Genomic DNA, 12,075 nt, shown 5'->3' with positions numbered 1-12,075 from the left:
ACTGTCGGCCCTGGCCCTTCCTCAAGTGGCCTGACTGGTCAGGATCCGCGGACTGACCGATCAAGTGGACGGCCAATCTCGCGGGGTGTTGGTGCGTGCTGGACCGAGCTCAATCATCGGTCGACGCATCGGCGACGCTGAGGAGTGGGGTTTCTCGGTCTTCGGGCCGTTCCTCTCGGGCGAGTCGGTTCAGTCCAGTGCGGCTCGTACTGCGGCGAGGACGGCTGTCTCGTCGGCACCGGTCGCGCGGGCGGCAGCGACGTATTCGCGAGCGAGCTGGGTGAGCCGAGCGGTGTCGGGATGAGCGGCCCTGGGTACGGCAGCGACCCGGGTGCCGGCTCCGCGTTTGGTGCGGATGAGGGCCGCGGCCTCCAGCTCCTTGTAGGCGCGGGCCACGGTACCGGTGGCCAGGCCGAGGTCGGCGGCGAGCTGGCGGACGGTGGGGAGCCGTTCGTCCTCCGGGAGGTGTCCGCCGCCGATGAGCGCGGCAAGTTGGGCCCGTATCTGCTCGTACGGAGGGACCGGGCTGGTCGTGTCCACACGTACGGTCGGGCGGGTCATGGCTGCCTCCGGGGGACGGAGAGCGGGGCGGCAAGGACGAACACAGACCACGCGGCCGTGCAGCCGGCCGTCGCCGCGACCGGCAGCAGGGCCCAGCCGACGGCGTGGGGCGCGGGTCCGAGGCAGGAGAGCGAGCGCAGTGCACCTGATGCGAAGAACGCTGCGCCGGCGAGCGGAGCGGAAACCAATAGTCCCCACGCGGCCGTCACCGCGAGCGCCCGGTCTCGGCGCTGTTCTTCGTCGGCGGCGAGCAGCGCCGAGTCCCCGTCGGGGGCCGGTCGCCTCGTGATGCGGTACAGGGCGTAGCCGCAGGCGGTGCTGCCGACCCCGAGGGCGCCAAAGATCGGGGCGCTGTAGAAGAGGCCGGGCCAGGGGCCGTGTGACTCGGTCAGCCCGCCGCAGGCCGCGCTGAGTGAGCGGCTCGCCCGGCCCATGTCGTCCGCGGACGCGGTGATCGCGGCGGCCGTGAGCAGGGTGATGAGCACAGCGGCCTGGGTGGCCAGAAGTGTGGCGAAGCGGATCGGGAGGAAGTCGCGGATACGGCGCGGAGTGAGGCCCGCCTGGCGTACTGGCCCCTGTCGCTTGGGGATCAGGGCGTCTGCGGCCAGGACGCCCGCCACGGTGCAGATACCGAAGACCGGGATGGCGTGGAGGATTCCGAGCCCCAGGCGGTCGCTCTGGGCGATCCCCCAGGCCAGCGCGGTGCCGAGCACGAGACCGCCCCATCGGGCGAACGAAGCGGGGCGAGCGCGTCGGTGCGGGCCGGGCAAGGCGGTGTCGAGCATGGTGGTCCCCCGTCGTGGCGCCCTTGTATCAAATGTCGAGTACAAGATGGCGGACACCGCATCTTGTGTCAAGTTGGCGATACAAGATGCTGGACAGGCAGAGGGGGCGTCGGGGGGCGGGGGTATTGGGATGGTTGGGCCGACATCGCTCAGCATGCTCACTACGCCCTCCTGGCAGCCCTCGCTGAGGCGGTACCGCGCGGGCGCGTCCCCGCCGACGTGGCCGAGATTGCCAAGGCTCCCGACCGCGAACGGTGGGGCCTTGTCGACACGCTTTCCGAATGTTCGTCCGGGGGTTCGGTGAGATCGCCCTCTCTTGAAAGGGGCAGGGGTCCGGGTGGCGCACGTCGCGTGGCTCGGGATTGCCTCCATCATCTTCATGTACATCTGCTACATTCATGACATGAGTGAACCGGTGGTCGAATCCATGGCCGATGTCCGCAGTCACCTCGCTGACGTCATCGATCGCGCACGTCGGGAGGAAACCCCGACGATCATCACTCGGCGTGGCAAGCAGGAAGCCGTAGTGATCGACATCCAGGAATATCAGCGCCTGCGTGAGATCGCGGAGAATGCCGAAGAGGCGTGGCTCAACCAGCTGGCCGACGAAGCTGAGTCTGAGGGTACGGAGGGGTCGGTCTCGCTCGAAGAGATGGCCGCCTTGCTGCGCTCTCATCAGGGCTGACCTCATGGGGTACGTCACGCGCTTCGCGCCGCACGCCCAGCGGGACATGCTCAAGATCCCGCGCCCGGACGCCCTGCGCATTCTGTACCGCCTCGCCGAACTCCAGAAGGCGATGGACGTGGGGGACTCCACGTCGTTCGACGTCAAGGCCCTCCAGGGGCACAGCGCCCGCTGGCGGCTCAGGGTTGGCGACTATCGCGTCGTCTACACCGTTGAGGACGGTCAGCTGATTGTGTGGGTCTTGGCCGTCGGCAACCGCCGCGACATCTACCGCCAAGTTCCGTAGGCCCTCCGCAGTGCAGGTTGGCGCAGACTGCTCGTCGGAAGTCGCGGGGGTATGCGCCGGCCGGTTGCAGAAGATATGAGATTCGAACTCGTGAGGGGTTGCCTCCAACACGCTTTCCAAGTCTTCGTCCCGACGTTCGGTGGGGGGGCGGGCGTGTTCTGACCTGGCGCGGAGTGGGTGGTGGGCGCGCTCTTGGGCGGCGCTGGACGGGGGTGAATGAGACTAGAGCCGAGGGCAGGGTGCCCCGTGTTCTCCCTGGGCAGGGGCTGCATCTGGGCTCATGCGACGGGCCGATCAGGAGTCGGTGTCGCCCGGCTGCGCACAGTCGCGTCCCGCGGTGGGGGCAACGTCTTCGTCGTCGGCGCGAGCGGTGGAGTGGGCGTATACGCCGTGCAGATCGCCGCCGCCCTGGGCGCCGACGTCACCGCGATCGGTGGCAGAAACTCTGCGCCGCGGCTGAAGGAACTCGGCGCGACGACCGTCCACTCCTACCGCGACACGTCCTTCGAGGACCTGACCGGCATCTACGACATCGTCTTCGACCTCTCCGGGCGGCTGCGCTTTGGCCAGGTGACGAAGAAGCTGTCCCGGACGGGGACCTTCGTCAACGTCAATCCGCACAAGGACCCCGCGGGCATGATCGCGTCCCTGTTCAGCAGGAGGAAGGCGCCGTTCGTCTACGTCCCCCACTCCTCGGCCATGGCGCAGACCCGCATCCTGGACATGGTCGTCAACGGAGCGATCACACCCGTGGTGGAAGAGGCCTACGACATCGGCCAGTTCCGCACGGCCTTCACCGACCTGACCCGGAACGAGCGGTTCGGCAAGATCGTCATCTCCTACTGAGACATCGCTCCACCGCGATCCGGTTCTCGGAGGTCCAATCCCCTCCGATCGCGCCAACTGAGATCACAACACGCCGAAGGGCCCCACCGCGAACGGTGGGGCCCTTCGACATCGTGCCCGGTGAGGCACTGGCGGAGGATACGAGATTCGAACTCGTGAGGGGTTGCCCCCAACACGCTTTCCAATCAGTTCACCTAGAAGCTGCGACACACCCACTGTGACCAGGGACAACGCCCTAGTCAAGCGGTTCTCGTGAAGTCAAGGCGTCTTGTCTAGCCAGGCTCACCCCCGCTCCCTGGTGTCGGCTGGCCACGGTGCCAGCCGTACGGATCACCACTGCTCAGGTATCGAAGCCCTGTATGCCTCTGTGAGCGCCGTTCATGAAGTCCCTGGGGTGATGGTCCAGAGAGGGGGTGCGAGGCCGGTAGAGAGCTACACAGGGCCGTCAAGCTAGGTCAAGGACTGAGCGGGGGATGAGTGGCAGGCAGGCATGGGGAATGGTCGATGAGTGCCCAGCGTCGGTAATGAATGCACAGGTCTCGCCCTAGGTAATACACATTCACTCGGCTGGCCTGATCTCTCGCTTTCCTGCTGCATTCCTCCCCGCATTCCTGGGTGGACTCGACCGGGCATTGCCAGGCGAAATCCATACCGGGGCAGATAGGGAATCCGGACCGGGGGTTATTTAATGGCCGCTGGGAGGGAGGGAGTGAGACCCCTCAGAAATGTGCCATAGAACTTGACGTACAGGGACTCCTAGATGGGACCCATGACACCCCTAGTGGTACTTGACCGGAACCCTTGACGGCATACATGTCATAGTCCCTTACTCTCCGTACCGGGAAATAACTCAGGGCAAGCAACGCTTAGGTTGTGCTGGCCTTTGTTTCTTCGTGCTTAGAGCCTCTTGCAGCCCACTCCGACACGATGCCTGCTACCCTCACGGCAATCTAAGTTTAGAGGAGCGAAGCATGGCACGTAAGACAGTCATCATCTCTGACCTCTCGGGTGAGGAAGGGGCTGAAGAAGTCTCCTTCTCATGGGATGGTCAGGCATACACAATCGACCTTCTTGAGACTGAGAAGGGTGAGTTGGCCAAGCTCCTGGCCCCGTACCTTAAGGAGGAGTTCAAGGTGAAGGCCGGGACCATCAAGGCCACACCGAAGAAGAAGGATGCTGGTCTGGACGCTGCAACGGTTCGGGCGTGGGTTCTGGAGAACGGCGTCAAGGACCCCGATGGCAAGCCGTTGTCTGATCGTGGAAGGGTTCCCGAGTACTTCCGGGAGCAGTACAGGAAGGCTCACGCGTAAGAGTCGTTCTGCTTCTCCCCGCTGGACCGAGAAGGGCCGGGAAGTCCCCGGCCCCTATCCATGGTTCTGCTGCTCTACAGGAACACCCCTGGACCACAGTTCCTCTGCGTGCTCAGAGAATCGGGAGAACATCCCACCCTCACCCATGGAGCGGAGGTGGAGTAGCGGGGAGTCGTGGCCAACCAGCCTAGCCAGGTGGGGTGTAACCAGGGCTTCGCTGTCGAAACGGAATACCGACAGGGATACGTGGTTCACTGCGTCTTGAGCGGAGGAGAAGCGAGACTCAATACCCTCCACTCCCTCTAGCTTCTTCAGGCTCTCCAGGGTCATTCGAATGCGGGTGGATACCGTAAGGGCTACGTCCTCGATGGCTTCCCTCTGCCTTGTGACTTCTCCGTTGGGATCACCAGTCAGGAACCTGATGCGGCAACCCTCGTGTGCTTTCCTACGTAGGAGGCCGGAGAAGTCGGGGATAGTGGTCCACAGGAAGTAGTTCGTGTATCCGGAGAAGAACAGTTCCTCGGTGGAGTTCTCCGTCAGTTCTGACCAAACCGTTGAAGGACAGGCAGAACGGTATGGGTAGCTCTGAACAATCTCCCTGTCCCCGCCCGTCTTAATCCTTTCCTTCACTGCCTTGGGCCAGATCATTTCCTCGTCCACTCCCAGTGCTTTGCAGGCATCCTCACGATTCCTTGGGTGGGGGACTAGCTCAGAGTCATTGATCCACCGCTCTACCGTCTTCCCCGACACCCCCACCTTCAGGGCCAGCTTCCTCGGTGACAGACCAGCTGACTCCATAGCTGATCGTAGGGCAGTGTTCAAGGTCTCCCCCATGGACATCTAGGACGTCTTCAGAGGGTAGCCCTGGACGTCCCAACTGTCTTGAGTCCTGGCCAGATCCGACCTGTATGGGTAGCCACGATGCGGGCATGGCGGATGAGGCAAGAGTGAGGGCCAAGGTTCCGGCGCGAGTACCCCGGCTGACTGACAAGGTGATGAACACCTACGGGGCCTTCGTGGATCACGCTGTGAAGTGTGAGGAGTGCAGAGAGACAGGTGGGAGATGCGGGGAGGCAGAGGTTCTATGGGGTCACTATCGGGAAGCAAGGAAAGAGACCAGAACCTCTTAGAAGAGATGGAGTGATGAGGGGCCGGGGATGACCCGGCCCTTTCTCATGCAGTGAGGTCGAGTTCATCCTTCATCTTCCTGTACTGGGTGTAGACGTACGAGGGGCTGACTCCAATCTCCTCTGCCAGTACCCCTGCCTTCTTCCCCGCCAGGAATCCATCCCTGATTGCCTGCTGGTTAGTGGTGAGTGGAGTGGAGTCCTTCGCTACAGTCTTCTTCTTCGAGACTGCTCTAGTGACTGTGAACTCCTGCACCTGATCACTCAAGGAGAGTTCAATCTCATGGAACTTCCTCCGGTACACAGGAGCAACCTCAGCAGCACAGATCAGCACTACCGGGGCTATCGAGTGCACTGCCACACCAACCCAGTCACCGGAGGAAAGTGAACTCCAACAGTTCAAGAACAGTGATGCGACTCCTGTGATCCACCTGAAAGCGGTAGGCCAGTGACCGGAGTGGACTCCATGTCTACTGAGGATGGAATCAGCGGAGAGTGAGAGAACTAGAGCAGCATCAACGAGGAGAGGAAGGATCCATCCAGTCCATGCCCAGTGCGAGTGAGCAGAGACTAGAGGTGATCCCGTCATAAGCGAGAAGAGTATTGCTCCTGCTGCGATAGTCCACATCATCGAGTCGACTAGCCTTCTCGTTCTGATGATGGACTTGAGTTCACTTGTGGTCTCAGTCTGAATGGTGAGTTTGGAAGTCTCGGTCATCTTCATTGGTTGGTCTCCTAAGTAGTAACAAGTACGGGCTGGCGTCGTAGCCAGCCCTGAATGAGTGGCGGGGAGAGGAGAGGCTGAGGGCCATTGCCCGAAGACTCTCGATGGTCAGTGACAAGTGATGGGGACTCCGGCAAGAGCCTGCGTCCCTGAGGCGGGGGAAAGAATGGGTGAGGGAGGCTGAGGCCCTTGCCGAAGACTCCCGTACAGCGGGGAGGAATGAGTGGGAGGGAATCCCAGAACAGCCACCCTGTTACGGACTCCGCTAGACGCTTCGTCCTGAAGTGGGGAGGAAGTGAGGCGCAGGGCCGTAGCCCGGAGACTCACGTACAGCGATGGAAGACTCTGGGTGGCAATGAATCTCACCCTGTGAGTAGTTACCCACAACTACAGGAGTACGGGGCTCCTCCTCCGGTTGCCCGTCGTCGCCCATACCATTTCTCCCCGCCAACTGGTAGGTGCGCAGGCCCATGCCGGAGCACCGTACTGACGAAGGGTTCCGCTTGACGCTCCACCCTTCTTCCCCCGCCGAGGTTGTACGGAAGGACTTCGCTTGACGCTACGCCCTTCCTTCCCCGCCCTCTTCATCTCCCCGCCATCTAGCGCAGCGCAGGGCCATTGCCCGGAGCGGAGCGTTCCCATCGTTATTAGTTATGTGGGGAGGGGGATATATAAGGGGGAGGGGATAATTAATAACATCCCTGGCATCCCCCTCCCTGCGGCTCAGTCCTGTTGCTTCAGGCTCGGCCTACCGCTGGCATCCCACACCAGCATCGAGCCGAAGCCTTGGGAGCCGGACAGTGCAACCTTGTGAGTGTTCACCTTGGTTCCCTCGAACTTATCGGCCAGGGCGTTGGCCGCAGCAGTCTTCGATGGAGTCTTGGCCTGGCTCTTGTAGAACTCGACCACGAACTGAGCCATCTCCTTGTTGCGGTCGAGGGTGGCGGCGTCTCGCTTCTGCTTCTCCTGCTGCTGCGCCTTGTTCTCTCGTGAGCCCTTAGCCCTGCGTGCCTCGTACTCGCTCTCGGTGTACCGGTCCTCGATGGTGTATCGGGCGCCGACCCCAGCCTTCAGGTGGATGTACTGGTGTTCCTCGCTGGCGTTGTTCTCGATGAACAGCTTCACCTTTCCGCGACTCTGTTTGGTCACCGTGATGTGGGAACGAACCTTCTGCTTGAACAGGCTGGAGCCGAGTGCACCAGTGCCGCCACGTCCCTTCTCGGATTCATGGGCAACGATGAAGACGGCGATGCCAGACTTAACCAACAGTTCCAGCCCGTTGAAGTATCGGGTCACTCGCTCGTTGTCGTTGAACTCTCCAACCGACTGGGTGTAGGAGTCGATAACCACCAGGTTGAATCCGTTGGCCACCAGGGTCTTGTGCAGGGACTTCCACTTCCACTCGGCATCCATAACCGGAAGGTCGAAGGTTCGGAGATTGGGGGTCATGCCGACCGGGATGGCTGTACGGATTCGCTTGCCGTACTCCTTGTGCGGCTTATTGTCGGTGCCGAGGATTGCGACCTTCCAGTCTCGGTCTGCCATCTCGATCTCACCGAACACCTTCTCTCCGGTCTGAGAGCAAGCGATGATGTGGGAGACCATCCAGCTCTTACCGATGACGCTCTTACCCACAAGGGCTGTGGTCTCGGCGGATGCAATGTCTCGGATGATGAAGTCCTCCTCAGTGTCGGCGGCCTGCATCATCTCTCCCCACCCCCAGCTGTCTCCGCTCCAGTCGGGAATGTCTTCGGCCTGGTACTCCTCGTATCCGTACTCGCTCATGCTGATATCTCCATTCGGTGTGGTGTGCACGTCGGTGGGTCGTGTGATCCATAGCCCTCAGCCAATCGGTGTCGGTGTTCTTGGGAGGCTTGGTTCTGAATGCCTGAGCATCCATGGCAGGGGGCCGGTAATATCCGGCCCCTCACCAAGAACAATCAGTTGCTCGTCATTCTGAAAGGGCCAGCCGGCTCGGGGTTCCCATTTCAGTAGCTCAGGAATCTCTGAAGCTCGGCTATGTCGTCTCCACTCAAGGAATCCCAAGCGTTGTCCACCAAGACCTTCAGTAGTGGCAGGGCTTCACCGCCCTGCCCCAGGTACTCATCCCACAGTTCCGTGATCTGCTCAGTCACTCTCGTTCTCCTTCAGCTTCTCCAGTAGATAGGTAGCGTTGCCCTGCCCCATGTGGTCTAGCTTCTGGATATCGGCGGGGGTGAAGGTGCCACGCTCCATAGCGGTCAGCAGTACGGCGAGGAAGAACAGGGCTGACTTCCTAGCCCCTATCTCTCTTCCCCGTTCGATGTTTGCTGCTATCTCCTCCCTCAGGTCGTCGTCCCCGTTATGGAAGACCTTCCTGTCTGGAGTCACCCACACCTTCGGAGCCATCGTTTCCAGCACTGTGACAATGCTTGGGGTAAGTGTCTGCCTCTTGCGGTATGCCATGCGTTTCCTCCTCGCGTCTCAGTTGTCTTCCATGAGGTTGCGTGTAAGTCGGTCGTATCGCTCTGCCGAGATCATCACCACTGCGTCTCGTCCGTACTTGGTGATGCGAATGGTCTCTCCTCTTTCGGCCCGCTGCATTAGCTGGGACAGGACTCCCTTAGCTTCCTTACTTCCGATGCTTGCCATCGGTTCTCCTTGTTGTCTCGAATGGATGGGCCGGGCATGCCCCCGGCCCTACTGCTTAGTCACTCCCAGAAGGACTCAGCTTCAGACTTCTGAAGCTCGGCTATCTGCTCCACCACATCCCCGAACATCTCAGGGACAGGTGCGTCTTTTCGGTTGTGTCGGTATGCCATCCAGTCTTCGTATCCGTCGATGTCTACTCCGTCATCAGTGCCTAGCTCCTCAGCCCAACGCAGTAGAGCGGGGTCAGGATGAAACTCCTCCATCTGTCCGGGAATCTTGAGGCTGAACCACTTCTCATGGAACAGGTACTCCAGGGATTCACCGCCCTTGACGATTGCCAGCATCTGAACGGGAACTCCACCATTCTTGTCTCGGCTCAGCCTCTGGAATCGCTCTAGGTCACTCTTCTTAGTGGTGCCAATCTTGACCATGCCATTTGCCATGCGGACGACGTAGGTCCAACCTTCCGTGTGATGCGTGATGGCGCCGATAGCGTCCAGTTCAGCTATCACCTTCCTCGCCCGCTCCTTGCTCTTAGTGGCAAGCTGATAGCGGTGGTACTGGCACATGATGAGATGCACTCCGCCAATCTCGTACGGCTGGCCTTCCTGGGTGCACTCGGTGTCTACGCACTGCATTGGTTGGTCTCCTTAATGGTGGTGTGGGGGCCGGGTCATTCCCGGCCCTAGAAAGCCTTCAGTGGCTCTGTGGGGCCCCGTTGTAATGCTGGTGATGATCTGCATCCGCTCGGTCTCGCGCTGCCTTAGAGAGGCGTATAGACCCCTTCTCGGGCTTATTGCTGGTCCACCTGTAGTGGCTCACATCAATGTCGAGAGGCAGACCCATTCCTATGGGATGCTTGCACTTACCCCTGAGGTTGTAGTGGCTGCCCAGCTCTTCTCGGGTGATGAACTCCTGTCGGCATGACACGCACTTGTATGAGTGGTCTGGCTGCATTACGTAGTGGCGCTTGGACATAGCTATCTCCTTCGCGGTCAGTGGTGGTACGGCAGGGCCTAGTGCCCTGCCTGATAGGTGGGGACCTTTGGATAGACGAATCCCTCGGCGGGAAAGGTGGGGACCCCTGGGCAAAAAAAGAGGGTGCCGTCAGGGCCGGAGTATGGGTGGTGCCACGGCATGGGTGGTCAGTCGCGAAAACGAGTACCCGAGACTCGGTGTGGAACAAGAAGCCGGACAGCGTCAGGGGGTGTCAGATGTTTCCTGGAGTCCGGTGAACTTCTTCAGTTCCACATTCTATGTGGAGCGACTGACATCGCGGCGTTCGGTCCCGGGTCTTGGGTGTTGGTCCAGGTGTGAGCCAAAGAAGAGGGGCCCGGCACCATAGGCACCGAGCCCTTCAACCACACACCGACGGAGACCAGCCGTCTTGAGGGGGTCCGAGCAACCCTCCACCTATGGAGTAGGGTGACGGAAGAGCACCTTGTCAGGCAGGGATCCGAAAATGGGGCGAAGATCATCCTCAGGTATGACGGAAACTCTCACCCACCTACTTCCCAGGTATGAGAAAGGGCCCTCTGGCATCGCTGCCAGGGGCCCTCTCAAGCGGGGGAAGTGCGGCTAGGTCAGTACCGGTCCCCCAATGCGTGCACAGCGTCTACAGCCCTCTTGCTGGCCATGTCTGCCCCATACCGTCGGAGCATCGCCGGACTCTTCCATCCCCGCACAGCCATGATGTGTTCGCCCGAGACTCCTGCCGCTTTCAGGTCATCTGCCCATGTGTGGCAGAACGAATGCGGGGAGACTGCGGCAGGGTCATAACCAGCTTCCTCCGCCCACTTCTTCGTGAGCCGGTGCAGTCCGGCGTAGAGGAGCTTGCTCCTGTTCCTTGTGCCCAGCCACAGCCAATCCGTCTTGTCGGCCAGCTTGTGTGTAGCCCTGACCCGAAGCCATCGAGACAGAGCCTTCACTGTCTTCGGCTGGATAGGGATCACTCGGCCGTCCAGAGAGTTGCGGTCCATCTTGATCGGGACCACTACGAGAGTTCCCCCGGCAAGGTCTAGATCCTGAACCCTGAGATTGAGCAACTCATCAGACCTCAGACCCTCGGTGAGAACACGGATGATCGCGTGATCCCTCACTGTCTGGAAGTCGCGAACCTTGGGTGAGCCGTTGCCGGTTGCCTTCAGCATGTCCGACACGAAGTCAGTGCTGAGTGTCTTGGGCTTACCCATGGGTGGAGTGGCGTACCTCTGGAGCTTGGGATCCCTGTACGGGTCTGCTGTGTCGTACTCCTCGGAGAGGTAGGAGAACAACGCCCTGAGATTCCGCTGAACCGTGTTGGTCCCGCCTGTGTAACCGCCCTTGCCGTCCTGGCTCTTGGGTACGTCGTGGGTCTGGTAGTACCAGCGGAAGAACTTGTTCAGGGTGGCTGTGTCGACGGAGGAGAAGTCCCCTGCCGTCTTCTGTGCGGTGAGCCAGTGATGGAGCTGAGTGGCGGCGTACTTGTAGGCGTTGATCGTGCGCCGCTGGAATGGCCTGCCCTGCCTGTTGGTGGTGGTCGACAGGTGAAGCTCAAGCTCACTGATCTGTGCCAGCCGAGCATCCTCGGCACCCTTCACAGCTCTTACTACTCGGGGTGCGGGGAGAGATGGGGTGGAGGCAGGGTCAACCCCTGCCGTCCGCTGCTGTGTCCGGAGAGGGCTCTTCCTGGCTGCTGTGGTCACGGTGACTGACTCCTGTGTCCGTCCCGCTAGACAAGTGCCTGTCACCCAAGCGTCTTGCGTAGCGGGGTCTGCATGGTCAGTCGCAGCACCAACGAGAGAGGGGCCTAACCTGCTAAGTCGCAGGTCAGACCCCTTCTGGCGGAGGATACGAGATTCGAACTCGTGAGGGGTTGCCCCCAACACGCTTTCCAAGCGTGCGCCCTAGGCCTCTAGGCGAATCCTCCGCCGGAAACATTACATGACGTTGGAGGGTGCTAGCGAACTCGTTCGGGCGCCCGGCGATCGGGTAAGCTGGGCCTCAGCCCCTCACGCGGCGCTATCTGACTGAACTCCCCCAGGGCCGGAAGGCAGCAAGGGTAGGTCGGCTCTGGCGGGTGCGTGGGGGGTCTTGTGTTCCCCGGATGTCTCCGATCCCGCCGATCCCGCCGATGCCTGC

General features: G+C 61.1%; 14 protein-coding genes, 1 tRNA gene and 1 other RNA gene. 5 read left to right on the top strand and 11 right to left on the bottom strand.

Annotation, left to right across the window (positions count from 1 at the left end; translation table 11 throughout):
• Positions 1-189: 189 nt before the first annotated feature.
• Both P2Q00_RS44365 and P2Q00_RS44360 read right to left on the bottom strand, forming a co-directional pair.
• The gene (locus P2Q00_RS44365; RefSeq protein WP_275780468.1) at positions 190-561 is read right to left on the bottom strand and encodes a GntR family transcriptional regulator; all 372 of its coding nucleotides are present in this window, start codon (positions 559-561) and stop codon (positions 190-192) included.
• On the bottom strand, positions 558-1,346 hold the full coding sequence (locus P2Q00_RS44360) for a hypothetical protein (RefSeq protein ID WP_275780467.1): 789 nt from the start codon (positions 1,344-1,346) through the stop codon (positions 558-560). Before P2Q00_RS44360 ends, P2Q00_RS44365 begins: the two co-directional genes overlap by 4 nt.
• Before the next feature lie 427 nt (positions 1,347-1,773).
• Between P2Q00_RS44360 and P2Q00_RS44355 the strand changes: the two genes are divergently transcribed.
• From P2Q00_RS44355 to P2Q00_RS44340, 4 genes are all read left to right on the top strand, one after another.
• On the top strand, positions 1,774-2,031 hold the full coding sequence (locus P2Q00_RS44355) for a type II toxin-antitoxin system Phd/YefM family antitoxin (protein ID WP_275780535.1): 258 nt from the start codon (positions 1,774-1,776) through the stop codon (positions 2,029-2,031).
• A 4-nt stretch (positions 2,032-2,035) separates the two neighbouring features.
• Positions 2,036-2,317, top strand: coding sequence for a type II toxin-antitoxin system RelE family toxin (locus tag P2Q00_RS44350; RefSeq protein WP_275780466.1), 282 nt, complete (start codon positions 2,036-2,038; stop codon positions 2,315-2,317).
• Between the two features lie 246 nt (positions 2,318-2,563).
• Positions 2,564-3,163: a zinc-binding dehydrogenase gene (locus tag P2Q00_RS44345; RefSeq protein ID WP_275780465.1), complete on the top strand. Its 600-nt coding sequence runs from the start codon at positions 2,564-2,566 to the stop codon at positions 3,161-3,163.
• A 971-nt stretch (positions 3,164-4,134) separates the two neighbouring features.
• Positions 4,135-4,473: an Lsr2 dimerization domain-containing protein gene (locus P2Q00_RS44340; protein WP_275780464.1), complete on the top strand. Its 339-nt coding sequence runs from the start codon at positions 4,135-4,137 to the stop codon at positions 4,471-4,473.
• Positions 4,474-4,527: 54 nt separating this feature from the next.
• On the opposite strand, the gene P2Q00_RS44335 is transcribed toward P2Q00_RS44340, so the two are convergent.
• The 9 genes from P2Q00_RS44335 to P2Q00_RS44300 form a co-directional block, all read right to left on the bottom strand.
• Complete coding sequence (locus P2Q00_RS44335; protein ID WP_338059414.1) at positions 4,528-5,271, bottom strand: helix-turn-helix domain-containing protein; 744 nt, start codon at positions 5,269-5,271, stop codon at positions 4,528-4,530.
• Positions 5,272-5,646: 375 nt separating this feature from the next.
• A complete protein-coding gene (locus P2Q00_RS44330) occupies positions 5,647-6,324 on the bottom strand; it encodes a hypothetical protein (protein ID WP_275780463.1) in 678 nt (225 codons plus the stop codon).
• Between the two features lie 723 nt (positions 6,325-7,047).
• On the bottom strand, positions 7,048-8,109 hold the full coding sequence (locus P2Q00_RS44325) for an AAA family ATPase (protein ID WP_275780462.1): 1,062 nt from the start codon (positions 8,107-8,109) through the stop codon (positions 7,048-7,050).
• Between the two features lie 203 nt (positions 8,110-8,312).
• Entirely contained in the window at positions 8,313-8,459 is a 147-nt protein-coding gene (locus tag P2Q00_RS44320; RefSeq protein ID WP_275780461.1) for a hypothetical protein, read from the bottom strand.
• Complete coding sequence (locus P2Q00_RS44315) at positions 8,452-8,769, bottom strand: hypothetical protein (protein WP_275780460.1); 318 nt, start codon at positions 8,767-8,769, stop codon at positions 8,452-8,454. Before P2Q00_RS44315 ends, P2Q00_RS44320 begins: the two co-directional genes overlap by 8 nt.
• 18 nt (positions 8,770-8,787) lie before the next feature.
• Complete coding sequence (locus tag P2Q00_RS51045) at positions 8,788-8,955, bottom strand: type II toxin-antitoxin system Phd/YefM family antitoxin (protein ID WP_369293698.1); 168 nt, start codon at positions 8,953-8,955, stop codon at positions 8,788-8,790.
• Between the two features lie 59 nt (positions 8,956-9,014).
• Positions 9,015-9,593: a hypothetical protein gene (locus P2Q00_RS44310; RefSeq protein ID WP_275780459.1), complete on the bottom strand. Its 579-nt coding sequence runs from the start codon at positions 9,591-9,593 to the stop codon at positions 9,015-9,017.
• Between the two features lie 945 nt (positions 9,594-10,538).
• Positions 10,539-11,639 (bottom strand): tyrosine-type recombinase/integrase, encoded by a 1,101-nt coding sequence (locus P2Q00_RS44305; protein ID WP_275780457.1) that lies wholly within the window; start codon positions 11,637-11,639, stop codon positions 10,539-10,541.
• A 136-nt stretch (positions 11,640-11,775) separates the two neighbouring features.
• A tRNA-Ser gene (locus P2Q00_RS44300) sits at positions 11,776-11,863 on the bottom strand.
• A 73-nt stretch (positions 11,864-11,936) separates the two neighbouring features.
• Between P2Q00_RS44300 and ffs the strand changes: the two genes are divergently transcribed.
• Positions 11,937-12,033, top strand: an RNA gene (gene ffs / locus P2Q00_RS44295) — signal recognition particle sRNA small type.
• Positions 12,034-12,075: the final 42 nt, after the last annotated feature.

It is taken from the genome of Streptomyces coacervatus (genome assembly GCF_029223485.1).
Classification (GTDB): Bacteria; Actinomycetota; Actinomycetes; order Streptomycetales; family Streptomycetaceae; genus Streptomyces; species Streptomyces coacervatus.
The sequence above is the reverse complement of the archived record's forward strand: the minus strand, read 5'-3'. Positions and strand labels throughout refer to the sequence as shown.

Bases quoted from the DNA above. Each gene is read 5' to 3' on its own strand.
- P2Q00_RS44365 (WP_275780468.1), bottom strand. From the start codon at position 561: ATGACCCGCCCGACCGTACGTGTGGACACGACCAGCCCGGTCCCTCCG.
- P2Q00_RS44360 (WP_275780467.1), bottom strand. From the start codon at position 1,346: ATGCTCGACACCGCCTTGCCCGGCCCGCACCGACGCGCTCGCCCCGCT.
- P2Q00_RS44355 (WP_275780535.1), top strand. From the start codon at position 1,774: ATGGCCGATGTCCGCAGTCACCTCGCTGACGTCATCGATCGCGCACGT.
- P2Q00_RS44350 (WP_275780466.1), top strand. From the start codon at position 2,036: ATGGGGTACGTCACGCGCTTCGCGCCGCACGCCCAGCGGGACATGCTC.
- P2Q00_RS44340 (WP_275780464.1), top strand. From the start codon at position 4,135: ATGGCACGTAAGACAGTCATCATCTCTGACCTCTCGGGTGAGGAAGGG.
- P2Q00_RS44335 (WP_338059414.1), bottom strand. From the start codon at position 5,271: ATGGAGTCAGCTGGTCTGTCACCGAGGAAGCTGGCCCTGAAGGTGGGG.
- P2Q00_RS44330 (WP_275780463.1), bottom strand. From the start codon at position 6,324: ATGAAGATGACCGAGACTTCCAAACTCACCATTCAGACTGAGACCACA.
- P2Q00_RS44325 (WP_275780462.1), bottom strand. From the start codon at position 8,109: ATGAGCGAGTACGGATACGAGGAGTACCAGGCCGAAGACATTCCCGAC.
- P2Q00_RS44315 (WP_275780460.1), bottom strand. From the start codon at position 8,769: ATGGCATACCGCAAGAGGCAGACACTTACCCCAAGCATTGTCACAGTG.
- P2Q00_RS51045 (WP_369293698.1), bottom strand. From the start codon at position 8,955: ATGGCAAGCATCGGAAGTAAGGAAGCTAAGGGAGTCCTGTCCCAGCTA.
- P2Q00_RS44310 (WP_275780459.1), bottom strand. From the start codon at position 9,593: ATGCAGTGCGTAGACACCGAGTGCACCCAGGAAGGCCAGCCGTACGAG.